The following is a 23,949-nucleotide window of genomic DNA, read 5'->3' as shown; positions in this document are numbered from 1 at the left end:
AGGATGAGATGAGAGTCGTTGTGCAGCGCTGCAAGAACTCCAGTGTGACGGTGGACGGAGCAGTGACCGGAGCGATTGGAGAGGGCCTGCTGCTGCTGGTCGGCGTAACCCATGAGGATACAGAGAAGGATGCCAAGTATTTGGCTGACAAGGTTGCCGGACTGCGGATTTTTGAGGATGCGGCCGGTAAAATGAACCATAGTGTGACGGAGGCCGGCGGGGCCATTCTGTCCGTCTCCCAGTTCACGCTGTACGGGGACTGCCGCAAGGGCAGACGCCCCAACTTCATGGCGGCAGCGGCTCCGGCTGAGGCAGAGCGGCTCTACGACTACTTCAACCAGATGCTGCGTGCCGGAGGGCTACAGGTTGAGACCGGCGTGTTCGGAGCGATGATGGATGTCGCCCTGACCAACTGGGGACCGGTTACGCTGCTGCTGGACAGCAAGGGTTAGGATTAGAGCCGGGCAGACGCCGCTTTAAAGGACGGCAAAGCCGTTTCCACTTGATAAGATACATCACGGGACTCCACAAGGTGGGGTCTTTTTGCTTCTAGTTAACCAAACCGGATAGCAGCAGCCCTGGCTGGATAGACTATGAATGATGCACCATTATTCAAGTGCGGGGAGCAAGCAGAATGAGACAAGCACCAAAAGCATGGATGTGGAACATGATTCAGGCCCACGTGGCCGGGTCGATGACCGAAGCCTCAGCGACAGCCAAGGAAGCCGGGGACCCGAAGGAACCGCAGGGACTCCAGCGTAGAGGCCGAGGTCTTTTGCCGCGTACCTAACTGGAGCGAAGGTATGCGGGAAGTGGATTTTTTTTGAAAATATAAGAATGTATAGGTTTCACGCTATCCATTATCCTTCTATTTCTCGCTTAAACGGTACCGTCCTGTAAAAGGACGGCAAAGTCGTTTCCACTTGGCGCGTAGGCATTAGGGACGGTACAGAATTTACGGGAAATGCTTAGGCTTCGTTATAAAGCGGGGGAATGAGGGTAATAGATTGACGAGACGACAGCAGCCCTAGAGAGGAGATATGGATCTCATGAGTAAAGTAGCTTTTCTACTCGCCAATGACTTTGAAGATTCTGAAATGAAGGTTCCTTACGAAGAAGTTCTGCAGGCAGGACATCAGGCAGAAATCATCGGTCTGAAGAAAAATGAGACCCTGCTCGGCAAACAAGGAAGCGTATCCTATGCCGCCGATAAAGCGATCAGCGAGGTCACGGCTGCAGAGTATGATGCGATAGTCATTCCGGGCGGATCTTCGCCGGAGAATCTTCGTCTTGACCCGGATATTCTGCAATTCGTGAAGGATGCTGACCGTGCAGGCAAGCCGATTGCCGCGATCTGCCACGGCCCGCAGATTCTGATCAGCGCTGAATTGCTGCAAGGCCGCACCCTTACCTCCTACCCGCCGCTGAAGGATGATCTGATCAATGCCGGCGCGGAGTTCAAGGATGAAGAGGTCGTCGTAGACGGCAATTACATTACTTCACGCACACCCAAGGATGAGCCCGCTTTTGTGCGTGAGCTGCTTAAGGTGTTGTAATACAAGAAATACATGCATAACCCGTTTGGCATAATATAACTTTATGGGAGGGATTTACAATGACTAGAAGAATCCAAGCCTATTTCAGTACAGAAGATGCAGCGGAAGGTGCCAAGACTTCTTTGATTCCTTACGGTGTAGAGGGGATTGAGGTATCGGCTTTAACGGACCCTTTGGATAATGGAGTAAATAACCGGCGCAACATTCTAATACCGCTGGGCTCCACCAATACCGCTTCAACAGGTGCCGGAGGTGTTTACGCTGCCGGAGGTGCAACAGGTATGGGGTCCGGGGCGGCCATTGTCCCGGCAGTTGCGGCAGAGGATGATCTGAAACGTACGGATGAAGTACGCGCCGATGAAGTACGCACGGAGGGCGAAGTGCATAGAGGGGAAGAGCTGACAAGCAGTGACCTGGAGCACTTGCATTATGTGATGGATCTCAAGGTAGCCGAGAATCATTACAACGAGGTTGTAGAGGTTCTGCGCGGCAAGCAGGCCTATGTGGAGATTTTTGATTAAAAGGGACCGCGGTTCCCGCCGGTATACATTTCAGCTTCAGCCCTCCGTTATGGAGAGGCTGGAGCTGTTTTATATGCAGAATAAAAGGCGAGGACAGCGTCATAGATATAGACAGGAGCTGGGGGATGGTGTAACCTATGGATTAGCATGACAGCGGGAATTTGGACGGCTTGGTGAAACGCTTTCTTTTCTGTAATGCAACTGTAACACTACATTCATGATTCCTTAATATAGCGTGTTTATAATAGAAGCATGACCCCCTTTTTTATAATATATGATGATGGACCTGCAGCAATCGGCTGCAGGTCACTTTTTTATTTTTGGGGAGATTTCAAGCAACATGGAGTGTCATTAGAGTGAAGTAATGAAGCGGACTGAGAAGCGCCTATTTGTCCACAAACTGTTTTTTTGCGGCAGACGCGGACTGACATTCCGTTATTAGGCTGATTTGAGCGGATAACGAGGCATATGTAGGTGCATAGCGGAATCTGAGTCCGCTTAAGCTGAGAATGAGGAGTTTTTGCCCCAATAGCGGTATTTCAGTCCACTTGGCTGAAGGAACGCTGGCTCGTGGCAGCTTATTTTATTCAATCCTTGACTTTAGCGCAGTGGTTCAGTAGAATCTAACAGTATACGGTAAGTTTATATTGTTTTGATGACGGGACCAAGTAATCCGTAACCCACAACCCCAGAGAGGAATCCCGCAGATCATGGCTGTCGTCCAGGTAAGGAGGACCGTACGCTGATCCGCAAGGCTGTAAGGATTCTGTTGATGAACGGACGAATGACCTCCCCGAGAACGCACGGCGAACGCAGGCAGCAGGATTGCCTACAGTCAGTAGCCGATTGCGCGTAGGCGGGCGTTAACCGCTTAGAGCGGAGCTTACGCAGAGCAAGTTGCTAAGCCCGGAATGTGGGTGGTACCACGGGTGAATTATTGGTTATGATAATCCCTCGTCCCTGTTTGTAATTGAACAGGGATGAGGGGTTTTTTGCTGTTTTAAGGGGTTATTTTCAGGAGGGATAGACTGTGGCTAAAGAAAGATTCGAGAAACCAACAGGTACACAGGATGTGCTGCCGGGTGCAGTAGAGAAATGGCAGGTTGTGGAGGCTAAGGCCAGAGAGCTGTGCCGCCGCTTCAATTACCGGGAGATCCGCACCCCGCTGTTCGAGCACACCGGGCTGTTCGAGCGCGGAGTCGGCGAAACAACGGATATTGTAGAAGGTGAGATGTATACCTTCAAGGATAAGGGCGACCGCGATCTGGCGCTGCGTCCCGAAGGGACAGCAGGCGTGGTACGCGCGTATGTCCAGAACAAGCTGTACGGGGAGCCGGATGTCAGCAAGCTGTATTATATCGGACCGATGTTCCGTTATGAGCGTCCGCAGGCCGGCAGATACCGCCAGTTCCATCAGTTCGGCATCGAAGCGTTCGGCGCGGTGGACCCGGCGATTGATGCTGAAGTCATCTCGCTGGGGTACCAGTTCTACATTGATCTGGGGCTGAAGGATGTGCGGGTAGAGCTGAATTCGGTCGGCAATGCTCCGAGCCGTGCGGCTTACCGCGAGAAGCTGCTGAATTTCCTGAGACCGATGAGAGAGAGCCTGTGCAGCGACTGCCAGCGGCGGATGGAACGCAACCCGCTGCGCGTGCTGGACTGCAAGGTTGATCAGGACAAGTTCGGCGGAGCGCCTTCTATTCTGGACAGTCTGGATGAAGAGTGTACAGAGCATTTTGCCAAGGTGAAGGGGCACCTGGATGTGATGGGTGTGGAATACAGCATCAACCCCCGCCTGGTGCGCGGCCTTGATTATTACACGCATACAGCGTTTGAGTATAAAGCGGCAGGCATTGGCTCCATCGACACGGTGGGCGGCGGCGGCCGGTACAATGGTCTGGTCGAGGAGATCGGCGGACCGGATCAGCCGGGCATTGGGTTCGGGATTGGACTGGAGCGGATTCTGCTGATTCTGGAGAATCAGGGTGTGGAGCTGGAAGCGGCGAAGCCGCTGGATGTGTACTTCGTCGCATTAGGTGAAGCAGCAGATCTGGAGATCACCAAGCAGCTGTTCCGTCTGCGCAGTCTTGGATTCTCTGCGGAGCGCGATTACCTGGGACGCAAGATGAAGGCACAGATGAAGTCGGCGGACCGTATGTCAGCCCGGTATACGGCGATTCTTGGTGAAGACGAGCTGAATAGCGGCGTCATCGCACTGAAGTCGATGGAGACCGGCGAGCAGCGGACTGTGAAGCTGGACGAACTGGCAGAGGCGCTGATTCAGAATTAGGCGAAAAGGCGAGTATATGTAATTTTAATCATGAAGGGGTAGGATAAAAGATGACCAGAAGCCATAACTGTGGACAATTAACGACAGCGAGCATCGGTGAAACAGTAACATTGAACGGTTGGGTGCAGACCCGCCGTGACCTTGGAGGCGTGCTGTTCATTGATCTGCGCGACCGTACAGGGATTGTACAGATTGTATTCAATCCTGACTATTCCGGAGAAGCGCTGCAGATTGCCGATAAGGTCCGCAGTGAATACGTGCTGTCCGTGACAGGTACGGTGGTTAAGCGCGATGAGGAGACCGTTAACCGCAACCTGCCGACCGGTGAGATCGAAGTGCAGATTACAGACATCGAAGTGCTGAATGCAGCCAAGACGCCTCCATTCTTCATCGAAGACGGAGTGGAAGTAGACGAATCCCTGCGTATGAAATACCGTTACCTGGATCTGCGCCGTCCGGAGATGCACAAGACGCTGCTGCTCCGTTCCAAGGCAGCGAAGATCTTCCGCGATTTCCTCGACAACGAAGGCTTTATCGATGTGGAAACGCCGATCCTGACCAAAAGCTCGCCGGAAGGCGCACGTGACTATCTCGTGCCAAGCCGTGTGCATGAAGGGGAATTCTTCGCGCTTCCGCAGTCGCCGCAGATCTACAAGCAGCTGCTGATGGTCGGCGGCATCGAGCGTTATTACCAGATGGCCCGCTGCTTCCGTGATGAGGACCTGCGCGCTGACCGCCAGCCGGAATTCACGCAGTTCGATATTGAGACCTCGTTCATGCCGCAGGATGAGCTGCTGTCGATGATGGAGAAGCTCATGCAGCGTCTGCTGAAGGAGACGGTTGGGGTTGAGGTATCCGCACCGTTCCAGCGGCTGACCTATGCCGAAGCGATCGGCAAATACGGCTCGGACAAGCCGGACCTGCGGTTTGGCCTGGAGCTGGTAGAGATGAATGATATCGTTGCTGAGAGCGGCGTGAAGGTATTCGCTTCCGTGATCGAGAAGGGCGGAGAAGTGAAATGTCTGAACGCCAAGGGCTGTGGCACCTGGACACGTAAGGAGATTGACGATCTTGGACCATACGCTGCACGCTACGGCGCCAAGGGTCTGGCCTGGATTCAGGTCAAAGACGGCGAGTTCAAGGGACCGATTGTGAAGTTCTTCTCCGAGGAAGAAATCGCTGCCGTGAAGGAGCGCACAGGTGCCGAAGAAGGCGACCTGCTGCTGTTCTCCGCGGATACCAAGAAGGTGGTAGCAGATGTACTTGGCGCCTTGCGTCTGAAGATCGGCCGCCAGCTTGGTCTGATCGACGACAGTGTGTTCAAATTCGCCTGGGTAACGGAATTCCCGCTTCTCGGCTACGATGAGGACCAGAAGCGTTATGTGGCTGAGCATCACCCGTTCACACGTCCGATGGACGAAGACCTGCATCTCTTCGATACCGATCCTGGCGCCATCCGCGCACAGGCGTATGACCTGGTGCTTAACGGCTACGAGGTAGGCGGCGGTTCCCAGCGTATCTACAAGCGTGACGTTCAGGAGAAAATGTTCAATGCACTCGGCTTCTCGCAGGAGCTGGCCTATGAGAAATTCGGCTATCTGATGGATGCCTTTGAATACGGCACGCCTCCGCATGGCGGTATCGCGTTTGGCTTCGACCGTCTGATTATGCTGCTGGCGGGCCGCACGAACCTGCGTGAGACCATTGCCTTCCCTAAGACAGCAAGTGCAACGGACCTGCTGATGGATGCCCCATCCCCGGTGGATGCCGGACAACTGGAGCAGCTGCACATCAAGCTGGCACCGAAACCGGAGAAAGAAAAGAAATAAATTAACTATGGACTGACGGGGCGCTCCAGGAGAGCAGAGGGACGTCCCGGAAGCCTTGCCCAAGGAGGCTGACATCATGCTGAATCAGTTCTCGCGTACGGAGCTGGCGATCGGGCCGGAAGGCCTGGCGATCATGAAGAACAGCACAGTAGCTGTGCTGGGGATCGGCGGAGTTGGCGCTATGGCAGCGGAAGCGTTGGCCCGGACCGGAATCGGCCGCATTATCCTGATTGATAAGGATTCGGTCGATATTACCAACATCAACCGCCAGCTCCATGCGCTGACCACGACCATCGGCCAGAACAAAACCGATCTGATGGTGGACCGCATCAAGCTGATTAATCCGGATTGCGAAGCGATTGCGCTGAATATGTTCTACACCGAAGAGACGTATGAGGAGCTGTTCAAATACAAGCTGGACTATGTGATTGACGCTTCGGATACGATTATCTATAAGATTCACCTGATCAAGGAATGTCTGGCCCGGAAGATCCCGCTGATCTCCAGCATGGGAGCGGCCAACAAGATGGACCCGACCCGCTTCCAGGTCGCCGACATCTCCAAGACTACCATGGACCCGATTGCCCGGGTGATCCGCACCAGACTGCGTAAGGAAGGCATCAAGAAGGGCGTGAAGGTGGTCTTCTCTACCGAGAAGCCTGTGAAGCCGCGCGAAGATGTGACGGAGCAGATTGTGCCTGCGAATGCGCCGGACCGGCGCAAGGCGAAGCAGCCTCCGGCCAGTACTTCTTTTGTCCCCCCTGTAGTCGGCCTGATTATGGTTAGTGTAACGGTACGGGAGTTGCTCGAAACGGGCGGCATTACATTTGAATGAATTCTATCAGGTAAAAGGGTGTGTAGCCGGCTTCCGGCTATATGCCCTTTTATTACGGTATGTTTTGGGGCCCCCCGCAAAGTACCTGAGTAAACATCGAAGCAAACCCTCACTTTGTGGGGATATTTTTACGGTATGTTTTGTGGAGAGATACTTGACATCCTATGAGAAGAACTTAAGTGGAGGTTGTTACATGAAATCGAATATTTGGCGGAATAGCGTGGGAATGGAGCCGGGCGACAACTGGAAGCAGGAATGGGCGGCCGGCATCCTGTCGTATTTCGCTTCGGTATATATTGTAATGGTTAACGCGGCGATCCTGGCAGATGCAGGCATGCCGCTGCGGGCCGGGATGGTTGCCACGCTGCTGACAGCCATCACAGGCTGCCTGCTCATGGCGTTTGGCGGCAAAACGCCGATTATCGTGGTCCCGGGCATGGGGATCAATGCCTTTTTCACCTATACGCTGGTGCATTCCATGAAGCTGGACTGGCGTGAGGCGCTGGCCGTGGTAGTGGTGACCGGGGTGCTGTTTGCCATTGTGGCCTTCACCTCGCTCTACCGCATTCTCAGCGATGCGATTCCCCATAATCTGCAGCATGCGATCACAGTTGGCATCGGACTGTTCCTGACCTTCATCGGCCTGCAAAAAAGCGGGATTGTCATTGCCCACGCCACCACCTTCGTCGCCATCGGGCATTTCAGTGATCCTGCGGTCATTACCTCGGTGGTGACGCTGCTGCTGGCGCTGGTGCTGTTCATCCGCGGCACACGCGGCGGTCTGCTGATCAGTATGCTCGTGGGCACAGGGCTTGCCTATCTGCTGGGAGCCGCTCATGCGCCGAAGAATACCGAGCCGGGACATGTGTTCAGCGGTTATGGCAGCGTGTTCGCCAGTATGGACTGGGGCGGATTCGTCAGCCTCGTCTTCTGGATTGCCGTCTTCCTGCTGCTGCTGATTGTGGTGTTTGAGAATATCGGCCTGATCGCTTCCCAGACACTGATGGCAGGACGCCCGGAACGCTTCAAAAGCAGTCTGCGGGCGCTCTCGCTCGCCAACATCGCGGCAGGTCTGTTCGGCAGCAGCCCGGTGGTCGCCGCTGCCGAATCCACCGCCGGGATTGCGGCAGGGGGACGCTCCGGCTTAACTTCACTCGTCACCGGCCTGCTGTTCGGCGCGACCTTCCTGTTCATCCCGCTGCTGGCTTATGTGCCGGACAGCGCGATTGCGCCGATTCTGATCGTGATCGGCGGGCTGATGGTGCAGAGTGTGCGCGAGATGGATCTCGGCGACATGACGGAGCTGTTTCCGGCGTTCCTGGTCATGGTGATGATTCCCTTCACCTATAGCATCGTGGACGGCATGGCGTTTGGCTTCATCACCTATCCGCTGGTGAAGCTGGCTACCGGCAAAGGCAAGGAGGTTCCTCCTGCCTTGTATGGTATTGCCGGACTGTTCATTGCGAACTTCGTGCTGCATGCGCTGATGGGCTAACAGCAAAGGCGGAAGGGGGAAGGGGGAAGCACCCCTTCCCCCTTCCGCTTGTCCTCCGCGTGGACAGCAGTTTGAAAAATATGGCTTTCCCTGCTCTGCTGTGTTATGATGGACAGCTCACATCAATTGAGGTGCATGCTTCCGGAGCGAGTTTTGCTTGGAGAGATTCAGGAAGCTAATGCCCGCAAAACTTTTAGGAGGTAACTGAAATTGGAAGACAACTTTCAAAGTGCCTATCAAGAGGAAGAAGACAGGCTGAACCACGTGCTGACAGAGATTGACTCCACCCTTGAGCGGCTGCGCTCAACACCGGTGTACACGGGACACGATTATACCGAGCAGGTGCTGGAGGATTCAAGGGAGCAGAGGCGCAAAGATCTTGCCAAGCTTAGGCAGGAGCCTTATTTCGGACGGCTTGATTTTCAGGGCAATGACGAGGAAGACCGCAAGGCACTGTATATCGGCAAAATCGGCGTAGACCGCGAGCAGGTTAGCGACCGTCCGCTTGTCATTGACTGGCGGGCACCGGTGGCAAGCCTGTTCTATTCTTTTACCGGAGGAACGGAAGCCGCCTCGTATGAAGCGCCGGAGGGGTTGATCGAAGGGCTGGTCTATCTCAAGCGCAACGTGGTGATCCGCAAGCAGATCCTGGAGAGGGTGGCGGATACGTATAACCGTGACAGCGACGCACCGGCGGTATCGGATGAATTCCTGGTCTACCGGCTGGGGGAGAACAAGGATAACCGGCTGCGGGACATCGTCTCCACGATTCAGGAGGAGCAGGACAAGATTATCCGGGCGGCCAAGAATACGGCGCTGATCATCCAGGGGGTCGCAGGAAGCGGCAAGACCACCGTTGCGCTGCACCGGCTGGCGTTCTTATTGTATCAATACAAGGAGCAGGTCTCGGCGGAGAAAATGATTATTTTCGCCCCGAACCGCATGTTCCTGGACTATATTTCGGATGTGCTGCCGGAGCTGGGTGTCGGCAATATTGCCCAGAGCACGTTCCCGGACTGGGCGGCCGGAGTGCTTGATGTCACGCTGCCGGAGCAGGATGCTTCGGAGGTCATGAGCCGCTGGTTCGAGACGGCGGGAGCAATGCCGGCCATCACGGAAGAGACCCCCGGGCGCTTCAAAGGCTCAACGGTGCTGATGAGCGTCATTGAATCCAGCGTCAAGCTGCTGGAGACCAGTGCTGTGCCGGAGGGCGATTTCAGTCCTTGGGACGGGGCGGTGCTGAGCCGCCAGGTGATTCTGCGCTGGCACAATGAGGAATACGCACCGTATCCTCCGGCGAAGCGCAAGGAGCGCGTCATGGCGCGGCTTCACCGCTGGATCGAGATGGAGCTGAAGAAGAGCCCTTCAGCGGCTGCGCTGAAGGAGCGCAAGAAGAAGGGCGCGGCCCGCGAGAAGGCCTACAGCGCCAAGTGGCCGAAATACGAGCCGCTCGCCATCTATAAGCAGATCTTCCGGGCGGCGAAAGTGCCGGAGGACTGGCCGGCGGCAGCACCGGAGGAGATTCCGCCATCCGTGCTGAAGGAGACCGTCAAAGAGCTGAAGAAGGGGATTCTGCGCGAGGAGGATCTTCCTCCGCTGCTCTATATCCATTATCTGCTGAACGGCAATGAGGGTACGGAACGCTTTGACCATATCGTGATTGATGAAGCGCAGGATTTCTCGCCGTTCCAGATTGCCGTACTGGATCTGTATGTGAAGGGGCATTCCTTCACCATTCTGGGTGACCTGTCGCAGGGCATCCACGCCTACAAGGGAGTACATGCCTGGAGAGAGATGCAGACGCTGTTTGCCGAAGAATACACCGCATACCATGCACTGACCCGAAGCTACCGCTCAACGATGGAGATCATCGAGTTTGCCAATGGCATTTTGTCTGCGGGCGTGGGCAGTGAGCTGCTGGCTGTGCCGGTCTTCCGCAGCGGGAATCCTGTGCGGCTGATCTCCTATGAGGAGGATGTGCTGCCGGGAGCGGTGGCTGCTGCATCGGCGGACCAGCGGCTCAGCGCGGTCAAGAGCGCGCTGGCGCAGCTCTCCGGGCGCGAATACCGCACGGTGGCGGTATTGACCCGCAGCCTGCGGGAAGCCTCTGTGCTGTACGCTGAGCTCGCCACGCAGTTCGAGGATCTTCATCTAATTGACGGCAGCATCACGGAATATCGCGGCGGCTTGTCGATCCTGCCCGTCTACTTGTCCAAGGGACTGGAGTTCGATGCCGTCATTCTGGCAGACGCAGACAGCGCCCATTATGGAGCGGCGGCCTGGGATGCGAAGCTGATGTATGTGGGCTGCACACGTGCCCTGCATGAGCTATGGCTGCTGCGGGGCGGAGAATTGCCGCCTTACGTTCAACTGAACGCAGAGGAGAGCGTCTCCGGCTGGCCGGAGCCAGAGGTACAATAGGCCGAGAGAGACAGCGTCAAGCGGTCCCGGAAACCGAACCAGCGGCAATCCGTCTACGATCCGGTACAACGGTTGAGCGGTTTGGCGAAACAGATCCGCCGAACCGCCGATGCGCCGCCAAAACCGCCGAACCACCGATGCGTCAATAAGCGCAAAGGCAAGTCGGGCTCTTTACGGACCGTAGCGCCCTTATTCTCAGGAAAACGCCACTTTTTGGGCTGTAACGGACCGTAGCGCCTTTATTGTCTCAGCAATCGATGCTTATGAACCGAATATCGGCTGATAAGGGCCGTGGTGTCCGTAAATTTGCCAAATCATGACCTTCATCCGAAATAAGCGCCCTTCTGTCCGTAATGACAGGCGGAGTTCCCCTGATTGAAGAGAAAAAGCAGCGATTTTCCTTTATTGGAGGATCGCTGCTTTGTATTTTGGGCGGTTCTGTATTTTTAAGCCTTGTCCTTCGCATCGAACTGGAAGCGCTCCACCTGTCCCTGCATATCCGCAGCCATGCCGGAGAGGGCCGCAGAGGAGGAGGTGATCTCCTCCATCGAAGCAAGCTGCTCCTCGGTAGCTGCGGTTACGCTCTGGAAGGAATCGAGCGCGGCTCGGGCAATTGTGGCCATCTCCTGGACGGAGGCGGCTACTTGGGAGCTGCTGGCCGACATTTGCTCCGTAATGGCCGACACCTCATGGATCTGCTCGCCGACCTGCCGGGTGGACTGCTCAATCTGCCGGAAGGCTTCGCCCGCCTCCAGGGTAAGCGCCATGCCCTGCTCCACATCCTCTGCCACCTTATGCTTCATCACATCATAAGCGCTGGCGATCAGGCCCACCATCTCGGAGATGGTCTCCTGAATCTGCCCGGCACTGCTATTCGTAGCTTCCGAGAGCTTGCGCACTTCACCCGCCACTACGGCGAAGCCCCGGCCGTGTTCACCGGCCCGGGCCGCCTCAATGCCGGCATTTAGCGACAGGAGATTGGTCTGCTTGGCAATGGCGGAGATCGCCGTGCTGGTCTCAGCCACTCTGGTGCTTAAGCCGTTAAGCTCAGCGATCAGGGTGCCGGACTGCTGTACCGATTCGCGGATCGTTTTCATCTGCTCCCCCACCTCCTGCATTCTGGAGCTGCCGGTCGAGACATCCGTTTCCGTAAGTATAGCGGCGCTCACAATCGCCTCTGAAGCAGAAGCGATTTTCTGGATGCCGGTGGACATCTCCTCCATCGTTGTAGCGACTTCGGCGGAAGCATACGCCTGGGTCTCCACGCCCCGGGTGGATTCCTCCACCAGCTCCGTCACATACTCGACCGCCTTGCTGTTCTCGGCAGTGCTGGCGGTGAGCTGTTCACTGGCAGCGGCGAGCTGGCCGGAGGTCTCGGCAACCTCCTGCACCATGGTGCGCAGTGAAGAGACCATTTCATTGTAATTGCCGGCAAGCTGACCGATCTCGTCCCTGCGGCTGGTCTGGACGAATTCATCCAGATACCCTTCGCTTACCCGCTTGGCCGAACGGTTCAGGCGTTCTACCGGCCCGGTTATCCGGCGGATAATCAGGAAGGTAATTACTGCAGCAAGCAGCAGCGCAACCACGAGAACGATAGCTGATTTGTACAGAATCGGGTAGACCGCCTTCGTATATTCACTCTCTGGAAGCACTCCGGCCAAGGTGAAGCCGGTCAGCTCATTGGTAATGTAGTATCCGTCCATTTGCGTATCGGCTGCAGCATCCTTGTAGGAGATTTTACCCGCCGGTCCTTGCTTAATTCCTGCTGTCATTGCGCCTGTGGCTTCCGATGCAATCTCCATGGCAGGGTGGTAGATCACCTTGTTATTGCCGTCCAGGATGAAGACATATCCGCTATCGCCCAGACTGACATTCTTCGCCAGCTCCATAAGCTCCTTCATGCTGATGCTGATCGTAACAGCCCCCTTGCCGTCCGGAAAAGCCTTGGAGATCGGCAGAATGTAGCTGTTCGTTACTTTGGAGAAAATGGGATCGATCACCGATGTTGTCTCCGGGGTCTTAAGTGCATCTATGTACCAGTCGCGTACGCGGGGATCATAATTGTCCAGCTTGGAATCCGGCGCGAACATGTATTTCCCGTCCTCGTTGCCTATCGCCACGATATCTACCTCAGGATGCTCCAGCTTGAAGTTGTCGATCAGCTTGCGCAGCTGTGGAGAATTGTTCGTTAGCCCCGCGCTGCTCATCTCGTATGCCAGCTCATTCACTCCGGCGCTCTCCAGCAGAATCAGCTGCGACAGTGTTTTATCCAGGAGGTGGATGCTGGAGCGTGTGGTGTCTTCCATTTTGGAGCGCAGAGCCGATTCTGAGGTTTGTGTCGATATGGCCACCAGAGCCAGCGAGGGCAGTACAATGGCTGTAATGATAAGCAGCATCAGTTCAGTTCTGAGCTTCGTGATACGGAATAGGCGCTTTAGGGGGTTTTTCGGTGTTGGCATGGAAGTTCCTCCTGAATTTCTGAATGGATGGACGTTAAAATTTATTTCCATATCTCGAAGTAACTAGATATTTTAATATATATTTCGACAGGGATCGACTAAATAATTAGTTTTTCGTCAAAAAATGTACTCCAATATTTCTGCAATTCTCCCTCTTTCCAAAAGAGTTCGCGTGCCAGCCTTCAGGTGGAGAACGATTATAACTATTCTTGAACTTGTAACCCGGGGCGGCCTGTGGCTTAATAATAAGTGTCCGGCCGGGCAAGATTACTTCTGGAAGGAGGCTGAAGATATGTTTTCAGAATACGAGGTGGTTTCCGTCTAAGACGGAGACCTGTTAAACGGGAGGCCGCGAGGCCTCCTTATGTATAATGAGCGAACACGAGCGGATATGTAATTCCGGTTACTACAATATAAAGAATGACACTGACCAACCACTGACAGACCGCTGATCCATAATGAATGTAGACGATAACCGTAGGGTTTAATATAATGAATTTAGGTGATTTACCAAATTTGAGGAGAAGAAAGGAGGCAGGTGGAATGATTATTCAGAACAGTACAGTGATCGGACTGAACGGAATACACCTGTTGAAGGAGGAAATTGAACGTGAGTTACGTCAATGGAAAGGATGTGCTCCCCCCGGGGCTGCTCGAAGAGCTGCAGGGTTACATACAGGGTGAGCTGTTATACATCCCGAAGAAAGCGGAAGAACGGGTAAGATGGGGCGAGAACAGCGGCTCCCGGCAAGAGATTGCTGCCCGCAACGAAGAGATCTTCTGTAGTCACAGCAGCGGCTGCTCGGTGAACGAGCTGCAGAAGAGATATCACTTATCCGAAGAAAGCATCCGCAAGATCATTTCAAAAATGCGGCAAACGCGGCTGGCGATGAACCGCTAGTCTGGAACGGATATGAGTTCTAATTATAGAACAAAGAGCATGGCTCCCGCCGGTGGCGGCGGGGTCATGCTCTTTTTAACGTTTGGGACAGGTATGGTATGATAGGAGAAGTGTATGTATTCTATTGAAATCTTAGATGATAGCAAGGAAGTGTAAGGATGGATTTATTCTCGCAGGGTGAAGACAACGGGAGCGGACGGCTGCTTGCAGACCGGATGCGGCCCGGCAATCTGGATGAATATATCGGACAGGAGCATATTGTAGGCAAGGGCAAGCTGCTGCGCAGAGCGATTGAAGCGGACCAGGTCTCTTCCATCCTGCTGTACGGGCCTCCGGGCTGCGGCAAAACCACTCTGGCCCATATCATATCGCATCACACCCAAGGTGAATTCGTGCGGCTGAATGCGGTGGAGGCTTCGGTTAAGGATGTGCGGGAGGTCATTGAACGCGCACAGAGCAATAAGGCGCTGTACGGCTCGAAGACGATTCTGTTCCTGGACGAGGTACACCGCTTCAACAGCTCCCGCCAGGATGCGCTGCTGCCGGCCGTGGAGAAGGGGACGATTACCTTCATCGGTGCGACCACAGAGAATCCGTTCCATTATGTGAACGGGGCCTTGATGAGCCGCTCGACGCTGTTTCAGCTGGAGGCGCTGACCAGCGAGCACAGCTTGCTGGCCATGAAGCGTGCGCTCGCCGATGAACAGCGGGGCCTCGGATTCATGGATCTGAAGGCGGATGAGGAGGCGCTGCTGCATATCGCCGCGATGGCGAACGGCGATATCCGCCGCGCCTTGAACGCCCTGGAGCTGGCGGCGATGACTACGGCCCCTGAGCGTGACGGCAGCGTGCATATTACGCTGGAGGTAGCGGAGGAGTCGATCCGCCGCCCGATTGTCAAAGCGGACGAGTCAACACAGTACGATGTGCTGTCCGCTTTTCACAAAAGCATTCGCGGCTCCAGCGACGCCGCCCTGTTCTGGTTCCTCTACGCGGTGGAGAAGCTGGGAATGGACCCGATGACCTTCATCCGCCGCCTGATTGCGGCCAGCAGTGAGGATATCGGCCTGGCGAACCCGCAGGCGATGGTCCAGGCGGTCAGTGCGCTGGATGCCTACCGTAATAACGGCTGGCCAGAGGCGAAGCTGAATATCGCGCAGGCGATTCTGTTCGCCGTAGAGAGCCCAAAATCAGACGGGGTAGTGACCGCTATCGCGAATGTCATGAACAGCTTGGAGGATCTGAAGTCGGCTGAGGTGCCGCTGCATTTGCGGGATACACACTATAAAGGTGCGACCCAGCTGGGCCATGAGGGCTACCAGTACCCGCATAATTTTCCCGGCCATTATGTGAAGCAGGACTATCTGCCGAAGGCCATCTCCCGTAAGGTCTTCTATCAGGCCACCGAGCAGGGCAACGAGGCGAAGATCCGCCATAACCAGCAGCTGCGGCGCGGGCAATAGGGCTTCGATGATAGTTCACTCCAGCCAATTATAGATTTTTACAAACAGAGAGCAGCCATTCTCCATAACTGGAGGAGGCTGCTCTTTTTGACGCTGTAAATATGATAAAAATGGAAATATTTTGACAAAAAACCGGTATTCTCAGAAAAATATAATGTAAATATATAGAATTAATTTACTGTATGTGGTATATGTGTAGGTGGGGGTATTTTACCTTAATTTGTAATATGGAGGTGGTAAATGGAACGTGCTCAAATACTATGTCTAATTATGGACACTGGGGAGGTATTTGTGCGTGCCTGAGTCCTGAAGGACTGAACAAACAAGAAAACGAAGGGAGATGAGTAAGGATGAGTCAAAGTAAACGGAAGACCGGCTGTATCGCTTCACTAAGCCTGATGTTAGCCTTCACCATTGTATCAGGGACGGCTGTCCGCCCGTCTGTCACCGAAGCGGCAACCGCCGGATTTAATTATGCAGAGGCACTGCAGAAATCGATTTATTTCTACGAGGCCCAGCGTTCGGGTGAGCTGCCGGCGGACAACCGCGTGGAATGGAGAGGCGACTCGGGGCTGCAGGATGGTGCTGATGTCGGCCATGACCTGACGGGTGGCTGGTATGACGCAGGGGATCATGTCAAATTCGGATTTCCGATGGCGTACACCGCGACTATGCTGGCATGGTCGGTCTATGAATACAAGGATGGTTACGTGCAGTCCGGACAGCTGGAGGAGATTCTGGACAATATCCGCTGGGCCACAGACTATTTTGTGAAAGCGCATACTGCACCGAATGAGCTGTGGGGCCAGGTGGGTAACGGTACGGCGGACCATAACTGGTGGGGACCGGCGGAGGTCATGCCTATGGCGCGCCCGGCTTACAAGATTGATGCTGCACATCCCGGCTCGGACCTGGCTGGTGAGACTGCCGCCGCCCTTGCCTCGGCTTCCATTATTTTCAGGGATTCAGATGCCGCCTATGCGGACAAGCTCCTGCTGCATGCCAAGCAATTATACAATTTTGCCGATACGTACCGGGGAGCTTACTCCGATACCATCACTGACGCCAAGCAGTATTACAATTCGTGGAGTAGTTACGCGGATGAGTTAAGCTGGGGCGGTATCTGGCTATACCTGGCGACCGGTGAGCAGACCTATCTCGATAAGGCGATTGCCGCCAGTGATCTGTGGGGCACCAACCAGGCTGGTGACTGGGGCTACCAATGGACCCAATCCTGGGATGACAAGCATTATGGTGCGCAGCTCCTGCTGTCCCGCATCACCGAGGACCCGAAGTTTATCCAGTCCACGGAACGCAATATGCAGTTCTGGACGACCGGGGTGAACGGCACCTCTGACCGGGTAGCGTATACTCCAGGCGGGCTGGCCCATCTGGATCAATGGGGGGCGCTGCGGTATGCAGCCAACCATGCTTTTCTTGCTTTTGTCTATGCAGACTGGGTTACTGATCCGGTGAAAAAAAATACCGCCCAGGCCTTCGCAGAGCGCCAGATTAACTATATGCTGGGCGATAATCCGCGTAATAGCAGCTATGTCATCGGCTTCGGCGCGAATGCACCTGAGCATCCTCACCACCGTACCTCACACGGCTCCTGGAGCGACAGCCAGACCACTCCGGCCAACCACCGGCATGTGCTCTACGGCGCACTCGTTGGCGGCCCCTCCAAGACCGATGCTTATACCGATGCGATCAGCGATTATGTTTCAAACGAAGTTGCAACCGATTACAATTCAGCCTTTACCGGCTCTCTGGCCCGGATGATGATGCTCCACGGGCAGGGGCAGAGCCCGCTTGCGAACTTCCCGCCGGCCGAAACGCGTGAGGATGAGATGTTCACGGAGACTTCTGTGAATGCCAGCGGCAGCAATTTTGTGGAGATCCGCGCGGTTCTCAATAACCGTTCGGCATGGCCTGCCCGCTCCAGCAGCCAGCTGTCCTTCAACTACTATCTGGACATCAGTGAGGCTGTTGCCGCAGGATATGGCCCCGGCGATATCACCGTCAAGGCAGGCGGCTATAACCAGGGAGCCACCGTCTCGCAGCTGCTGCCTTACGATGAAGCGAACCATATCTACTATACCAAAGTAGATTTCTCCGGCACCCCGATCTATCCGGGCGGACAGTCTGCTTACCGCAAGGAAGTACAGTTCCGGATTGCAGGACCGCTGAATACTACCTTCTGGGACAACAGCAATGACTTCTCCTTCAAGGGAGTGGCTGCGAATGCTTCAGCGGCAACGAAGAACCCGTATATCCCGGTATACGATGCAGGTGTCAAAGTGTACGGCGAGCTGCCTTCCGGCGGCGGAACACCGGGTGAACCGCAGGTTCCGGCCCGTCCGTCCGGCCTGCAGGCCGTGCCCGGCAATGCAAGTGTAGCCTTGAGCTGGACTCCGGTCAGCGGTGCTTCCAGTTATACGGTCAAGCGCTCTCTGGTGAGCGGCGGACCGTACACTACAGTGGGTACGGCAACCGCAGCGGTCTACAATGACAGCGGGCTGACCAATGGTGTGGACTATTATTATGTGGTGACTGCAACGAACAGTGTAGGCGAGAGTACAGCGTCTGCCCAGGTGACTGCCAAGCCGCGCGAGATTACTGTGCCTGCCGGCGCTCTGCGTGTGCAGTACCGCACCAATGACACAAGTCCCGGGGATTCCCAGATCCGCAGCCAGTTCCGGATTGTCAATACGGGAACCGAGGCCATTCCGCTCAGCGGCCTTAAGCTGCGCTATTATTACACCGTGGACGGGGACAAGCCGCAGGAATTCCACTGTGATTACGCCCAAGTCGGCAGCGGCAATGTGAGCGGAACCTTTGGGAAGCTGAGTACGCCTGTGGCACTGGCCGATTCGTATTTGGAGATTTCTTTTGCCGCAGGGGCAGGAAGTTTGGCTCCGGGAGCAGACAGCGGGGAGATTCAGGTGCGCTTCAACAAGTCGGATTGGACCAATTACAATGAGAGCAACGACTATTCGTATGGAGGAAGCCAAGCAAGCTTCGCGGATTGGGATAAAGTCACGCTGTACCGTGCAGGAACACTTGTCTGGGGCCTCGAACCCTAAACCATACCAGAGAGGAAGTATGCCGAAATGATGAAGCTAAGTTCATTCAAGAAACCGCTTTCTATCGCGCTGAGTGCTGTCCTCACCTTGTCTCTCACCAGCGGGATCATCAATTTCCATCCGGGAACCGCCAAGGCGGAATCGGTGGAGAAGACCAGATTCCTGCAATTGTATGACCAGCTGAAGGACCCGGCCAGCGGGTATTTCTCGGCTGAAGGCATCCCGTATCATGCGGTAGAGACCCTGCTCAGCGAGGCGCCCAACTATGGGCATATGACTACCTCCGAGGCCTATAGCTACTGGATGTGGCTTGAAGTGCTGTACGGCCATAACACCGGGGACTGGAGCAAGCTCGAATCAGCCTGGGACAACATGGAGAAATACATTATTCCGATTAATGAAGGCGACGGCGTGCAGGAGCAGCCGACCATGAGCAGCTACAACCCGAACAGCCCGGCCACCTACGCCTCGGAGCTCCCTCAGCCGGATCAGTATCCAAGCGCGCTGAACGGCAAGTATACCCCGGGGAAGGACCCGCTCGATGCAGAGCTGAAGTCCACCTATGGCAATAACCAGACTTATCTGATGCACTGGCTGGTGGATGTGGACAACTGGTATGGCTTCGGCAACCTGCTGAACCCTACCCATACCGCCAGTTATGTGAACACCTTCCAGCGCGGAGTGCAGGAATCGGTCTGGGAAGCAGTAGGCCACCCCTCACAGGATAACAAAACGTTCGGTAAAGCCAATGAAGGCTTTATGAGCTTGTTCACCAAGGAAAATAGCGTACCTTCAGCACAATGGCGTTACACTAACGCTACGGATGCCGATGCACGCGCTGTGCAAGCCATGTATTGGGCTAAGGATCTTGGCTATACCAATACGGTCTATCTGAACAAAGCCAAAAAAATGGGCGATTTCCTGCGTTACGGCATGTACGACAAGTATTTCCAAAAGATCGGCAGTGCTGCTAACGGTTCGCCGCAGCCGGGAACCGGTAAGGATTCCAGCCAATACCTCCTGGCCTGGTATACGGCCTGGGGCGGTGGTCTCGGAACCGGCGGGGACTGGGCCTGGAGAATTGGCGCCAGCCATGCGCACCAGGGGTATCAGAATGTGGTTGCAGCCTATGCGCTGTCCACCGCAGCCGGAGGGCTGATTCCGTCTTCGGCGACAGCCGGAACGGACTGGGGCAAATCACTGACCCGCCAGCTGGAATTCTACAACTGGCTGCAATCCGCCGAAGGGGCGATTGCGGGCGGGGCCACCAACAGCTACGGCGGCTCGTATAGCGCTTATCCGGCCGGTAAAAGCACCTTCTACGGCATGGCCTACGAAGAGGCCCCTGTGTATCATGACCCGCCGTCCAACAACTGGTTCGGGATGCAGTCCTGGAGTATGGAGCGGATGGCTGAGCTGTACTACATCCTGGCTTCCAGCGGGGATACCAGCTCAGACAATTTCAAAATGGCCAAACGGGTCATTGAGAACTGGATTAACTGGTCCAAGGATTATGTCTTTGCAGACAGCCGTCCGGTATCGGATGCTGCGGGCTATTATCTGGATCAGCAGGGCAACCGGATTCTGGGCGGAACCAATGCGCAGGTTGCCACTGTTCCCGCACCTGGCGAGTTCTGGCTTCCAGGCAATGTGGAGTGGTCCGGCCAGCCGAATACCTGGAGCAGCTTCAGCTCTTTTAACGGTAACAGCAGCCTGAAGGCAGTGACCAAAGACCCGGGGCAGGATACCGGCGTACTGGGCAGCTATATCAAAGCCCTCACCTTCTTCGCCGCAGGGAACAAAGCAGAGCATGGCAACAATACTGCGCTCGGCGGAACCGCTTCACAATTGGCCAAATCCTTGCTGGATACGGCCTGGGGCTACAATGACGGGGTGGGCATTACGACACTTGAGAAGCGTGCGGATTATTTCCGTTTCTTCACCAAAGAGGTATACTTCCCAGCGGGCTGGACAGGTACCTTCGGCCAAGGAAATACCATACCGGGCAACGCTACCGTACCTTCTGATCCGGCCAAGGGTGGAAACGGAGTGTATGCGAGCTACACCGATGTGTATCCAGATATCAAAAATGATCCCAAGTGGAGTTATCTTGAAGACAAATACAATACCTCCTACAACAAAACCACCAAGACTTGGGAGGGTGGCGCACCTGAGTTCACCTATCACCGCTTCTGGTCTCAGGTGGACATGGCTACGGCCTATGCCGAGTATGACCGGCTGATTAATAACGGCAGCGGCCCTATGCCAACAGCTACCCCTACAACCACGCCAACGGCTACACCGACAGCTACACCGACAACAGTGCCAACAGCCACACCGACAGTCGCACCGACAGCTACACCGACAACAGTGCCAACCGCTACACCGACAACAGTGCCAACGGCTACACCGACAGTCGCACCAACCGCTACGCCTGCCGTAGGGAATCTGGTTGTTCAATACCGTACAACGGATACGAACGCCACAGACCCGCAGTTCCGTCCGCAGCTGCGGATTGTCAATAACGGGACCACAGCGGTAGACCTCAGCAAGGTTAAGGTACGGTATTACTACACGATTGACGGCGAGCGGGCACAGCAGTTCAATGTCGATTATGCGGCTCTCGGCGGCAGCAATGTGCTGGGCAGCTTCGTGAAGCTTGAGCCTGCAGTTACAGGAGCGGACCACTATGTGGAGATTTCCTTTAGTGCGGGCGCGGGCAGTCTTGCTCCGGGTGCGAATACCGGCGAGATTCAACTGCGCGTTAACAAGAACGACTGGAGCAATTACAATGAGGCTGACGATTACTCCTATGATGCAACCAAAACGTCTTTCACAGACTGGAACCGGGTGCCGCTGTATCTGAACGGTGTGCTGGTCTGGGGCGTTCAGCCGGAATAAGGCTGAAGCCTTGTGAGTCAGCCCCGGCGTGACTCCGTGTCCTGACCCATCAATGACGAAGAACCTTCAACTCCACGCGCTGTGGTGTTGAAGGTTCTTTTTTAAGCGAAATAAGAAACTGTATGCGAAAAACCGAACATAATGGGGTAGGCACCAGCACTGTTCACCCGTTAGAAAGTTTTTCTTTAGTAGGGTAGCTCTCTGGCTGGGGTGCAATCAGACCTGCGCCAGTGGCGCGACTTTGTCGGCCGTCTCGATGGTTCCGCCGCCAAGACAGGTCTCGCCCAGATAGAAGACCACGGCTTGTCCGGGCGTAATCGCCTTCTGCTGAACGTCAAAGGCCACATGGACGGTTCCATCGGCCTGCTTCGTCAGCGTAACGCCCTGATCCGGCTGGCGGTAGCGGAACTTGGCAGTACATTTCAGCGGCTCATCACCAAGGGTGTCCGGATCAATCCAGTTCACCCCTGAAGCTATAAGACTGGTCGAGTACAGGCTGATGTGCTTCTCACCTTGCACCACATACAGGGTATTGCTTGCCAGATCCTTCTCGGCCACGAACCAGGGTTCACCTGTCCCCGAGCCGCCGATACCAAGCCCCTGGCGCTGGCCCAGCGTGTAGTACATGAGGCCGTCATGCCGGCCCTTCACTTCGCCCGTAGCGATATCGACCATATTGCCTGACTGTGCAGGCAGGTATTGGCTGAGGAATTCGCGGAAATTGCGCTCTCCGATGAAGCAGACGCCGGTGCTGTCTTTTTTCTTCGCGGTATAGAGTCCGGCTTCCTCGGCAATCCGGCGTACCTCCGGCTTCGGCAGATGTCCGATCGGGAACATGGCCTTCGAGAGCTGGTACTGGTTCAGCGCATTTAGGAAATACGTCTGGTCCTTGTTGTTGTCCACACCGCGCAGCAGCTTGAACAGGCCGTCTTCTTCCACGACCCGGGCGTAATGCCCCGTAGCGACATAATCTGCGCCAAGCTGCAGTGCTTTGTTCAGGAATTCGCCGAACTTGATCTCGCGGTTGCACATCACATCCGGATTCGGGGTCCGGCCAGCCTTATATTCTTCAAGGAAATAGGAAAAGACTTTATCAAAGTATTCCTTCTCGAAATTAACGGTATAGTAAGGAATATCGATCTGCTCGCAGACGCGGCGCACATCCTCGGCATCGGTCTCGGCCGTACATACGCCGAACTCGTCGGTATCATCCCAATTCTTCATGAAGATGCCGATGACGTCATATCCCTGCTGCTTCAGCAGCAGCGCTGTAACAGAGGAATCCACTCCGCCCGACATCCCGACGACGACCCGGATATCCTGATTAGCTTTTGTCATCGTGATCACCATTTTCTGTACACAAAATACCGGCGTTCTCACTGAACACCCGGCTCATTGTGTATTATAACATACCTGTCTACCCCAAACGAGGACACTACTGCTATGAAATATAGCGAAAAACGGTCCGAAATTGACAATTTGTCCACCAGTGGAGAACAAAATCGTGAATTATTGCCGTTTGCTGTTTCAAATGTGTCCATAGATATGATAACATAAGCTGAGAGCAGACATCGGAATACATTGATATGCAACTAAACCGAAAGAGGTGCCCCTTTGAAAATCTCAACCAAAGGACGTTACGGATTAACCATTATGATGGAGCTTGCCCTGAAATTCGGCGAGGGGCCTACATCACTTAAGAGCATCGCCGAGAAAAACGGACTCTCCGAGCATTACCTGGAGCAGCTCATCGCCCCGCTGCGCAATGCAGGCCTGGTGAAGAGCATCCGCGGAGCTTACGGCGGTTATATTCTGTCCCGCGAGACCAACACCATTACCGCCGGAGATATCATCCGCGTCCTGGAAGGCCCGATCTCCCCGGTAGACTTCACCGAAGAAGACGACCCGGCCAAGCGCGACCTCTGGCTGCGCATCCGCGACAGCATCGCCGATGTGCTGGACTCCACCACCTTGTCCGACCTGATCAACTTCAAGGAAGAGAGCCAGGCGGATAATTACATGTTTTATATATAAAAATGTCTTTAAATCGTCCTTCTCAAGAAACTTGGGGAGGATCTTTTTTTATCTCGCTGTCTTTTTATTTGATCTGCAGTTCATCTGCATATGATCTTTATCTGTATAGGGTAACCTTATTGTATACTTTGGTAGTTCTATGCGTTTTATGTTCC

At 54.9% G+C, this 23,949-nt stretch carries 16 protein-coding genes; 14 read left to right on the top strand and 2 right to left on the bottom strand.

The features are described 5' to 3' along the window. Nucleotides 1-8: 8 nt before the first annotated feature. The 9 genes from dtd to NST69_RS23330 all read left to right on the top strand — a co-directional run bounded on the left by dtd (nucleotide 9) and on the right by NST69_RS23330 (nucleotide 10,947). Nucleotides 9-452 carry a D-aminoacyl-tRNA deacylase gene (gene dtd / locus NST69_RS23370; protein WP_341167292.1) on the top strand — a complete coding sequence of 148 codons (444 nt, stop codon included), beginning with the start codon at nucleotides 9-11 and terminating at the stop codon, nucleotides 450-452. A gap of 182 nt (nucleotides 453-634) precedes the next feature. Next, nucleotides 635-790 carry a hypothetical protein gene (locus NST69_RS23365; protein WP_209872300.1) on the top strand — a complete coding sequence of 52 codons (156 nt, stop codon included), beginning with the start codon at nucleotides 635-637 and terminating at the stop codon, nucleotides 788-790. 259 nt (nucleotides 791-1,049) lie between these two features. Next, on the top strand, nucleotides 1,050-1,556 hold the full coding sequence (locus tag NST69_RS23360) for a type 1 glutamine amidotransferase domain-containing protein (protein WP_209994230.1): 507 nt from the start codon (nucleotides 1,050-1,052) through the stop codon (nucleotides 1,554-1,556). A gap of 59 nt (nucleotides 1,557-1,615) precedes the next feature. After that, nucleotides 1,616-2,077, top strand: coding sequence for a hypothetical protein (locus NST69_RS23355; protein WP_036732344.1), 462 nt, complete (start codon nucleotides 1,616-1,618; stop codon nucleotides 2,075-2,077). Between the two features lie 1,030 nt (nucleotides 2,078-3,107). Continuing rightward, nucleotides 3,108-4,367: a histidine--tRNA ligase gene (gene hisS / locus NST69_RS23350; RefSeq protein WP_339311228.1), complete on the top strand. Its 1,260-nt coding sequence runs from the start codon at nucleotides 3,108-3,110 to the stop codon at nucleotides 4,365-4,367. A gap of 50 nt (nucleotides 4,368-4,417) precedes the next feature. After that, entirely contained in the window at nucleotides 4,418-6,196 is a 1,779-nt protein-coding gene (gene aspS / locus NST69_RS23345; RefSeq protein WP_339311227.1) for an aspartate--tRNA ligase, read from the top strand. Nucleotides 6,197-6,272: 76 nt separating this feature from the next. Continuing rightward, nucleotides 6,273-7,031, top strand: a complete 759-nt coding sequence (locus NST69_RS23340) for a tRNA threonylcarbamoyladenosine dehydratase (protein ID WP_340980023.1) — start codon at nucleotides 6,273-6,275, stop codon at nucleotides 7,029-7,031. Nucleotides 7,032-7,224: 193 nt separating this feature from the next. Beyond that, entirely contained in the window at nucleotides 7,225-8,526 is a 1,302-nt protein-coding gene (locus NST69_RS23335; protein WP_209872288.1) for an NCS2 family permease, read from the top strand. A 210-nt stretch (nucleotides 8,527-8,736) separates the two neighbouring features. Further along, nucleotides 8,737-10,947 (top strand): UvrD-helicase domain-containing protein, encoded by a 2,211-nt coding sequence (locus NST69_RS23330; protein ID WP_342547258.1) that lies wholly within the window; start codon nucleotides 8,737-8,739, stop codon nucleotides 10,945-10,947. 446 nt (nucleotides 10,948-11,393) lie between these two features. Here NST69_RS23330 and NST69_RS23325 read toward each other — a convergent pair whose 3' ends face one another. After that, complete coding sequence (locus NST69_RS23325; protein WP_342547256.1) at nucleotides 11,394-13,409, bottom strand: methyl-accepting chemotaxis protein; 2,016 nt, start codon at nucleotides 13,407-13,409, stop codon at nucleotides 11,394-11,396. A gap of 610 nt (nucleotides 13,410-14,019) precedes the next feature. Here NST69_RS23325 and NST69_RS23320 point away from each other — a divergent pair. From NST69_RS23320 to NST69_RS23305, 4 genes are all read left to right on the top strand, one after another. Next, nucleotides 14,020-14,310, top strand: coding sequence for a CD3324 family protein (locus NST69_RS23320; protein WP_036690524.1), 291 nt, complete (start codon nucleotides 14,020-14,022; stop codon nucleotides 14,308-14,310). A gap of 158 nt (nucleotides 14,311-14,468) precedes the next feature. After that, nucleotides 14,469-15,773: a replication-associated recombination protein A gene (locus tag NST69_RS23315; protein ID WP_340950727.1), complete on the top strand. Its 1,305-nt coding sequence runs from the start codon at nucleotides 14,469-14,471 to the stop codon at nucleotides 15,771-15,773. A 350-nt stretch (nucleotides 15,774-16,123) separates the two neighbouring features. Beyond that, complete coding sequence (locus NST69_RS23310) at nucleotides 16,124-18,859, top strand: glycoside hydrolase family 9 protein (protein ID WP_339250388.1); 2,736 nt, start codon at nucleotides 16,124-16,126, stop codon at nucleotides 18,857-18,859. 30 nt (nucleotides 18,860-18,889) lie between these two features. Next, nucleotides 18,890-21,760: a glycoside hydrolase family 48 protein gene (locus NST69_RS23305; protein ID WP_339257597.1), complete on the top strand. Its 2,871-nt coding sequence runs from the start codon at nucleotides 18,890-18,892 to the stop codon at nucleotides 21,758-21,760. A gap of 216 nt (nucleotides 21,761-21,976) precedes the next feature. Here the strand turns inward: NST69_RS23305 and mnmA are convergent, their stop codons facing one another. Further along, nucleotides 21,977-23,098, bottom strand: a complete 1,122-nt coding sequence (gene mnmA / locus NST69_RS23300) for a tRNA 2-thiouridine(34) synthase MnmA (RefSeq protein WP_036732325.1) — start codon at nucleotides 23,096-23,098, stop codon at nucleotides 21,977-21,979. Between the two features lie 276 nt (nucleotides 23,099-23,374). Here mnmA and NST69_RS23295 point away from each other — a divergent pair, with 276 nt between their 5' ends. Further along, nucleotides 23,375-23,794: an Rrf2 family transcriptional regulator gene (locus NST69_RS23295; RefSeq protein ID WP_036732323.1), complete on the top strand. Its 420-nt coding sequence runs from the start codon at nucleotides 23,375-23,377 to the stop codon at nucleotides 23,792-23,794. The last annotated feature ends 155 nt before the right edge of the window (nucleotides 23,795-23,949 follow it).

Origin of the sequence: Paenibacillus sp. FSL P2-0089, assembly GCF_038595095.1 — a bacterium.
Taxonomy (GTDB): domain Bacteria; phylum Bacillota; class Bacilli; order Paenibacillales; family Paenibacillaceae; genus Paenibacillus_AQ; species Paenibacillus_AQ silagei.
Note: the sequence above shows the minus strand (reverse complement) of the source record. Positions and strands in the feature narration are given on the sequence as shown.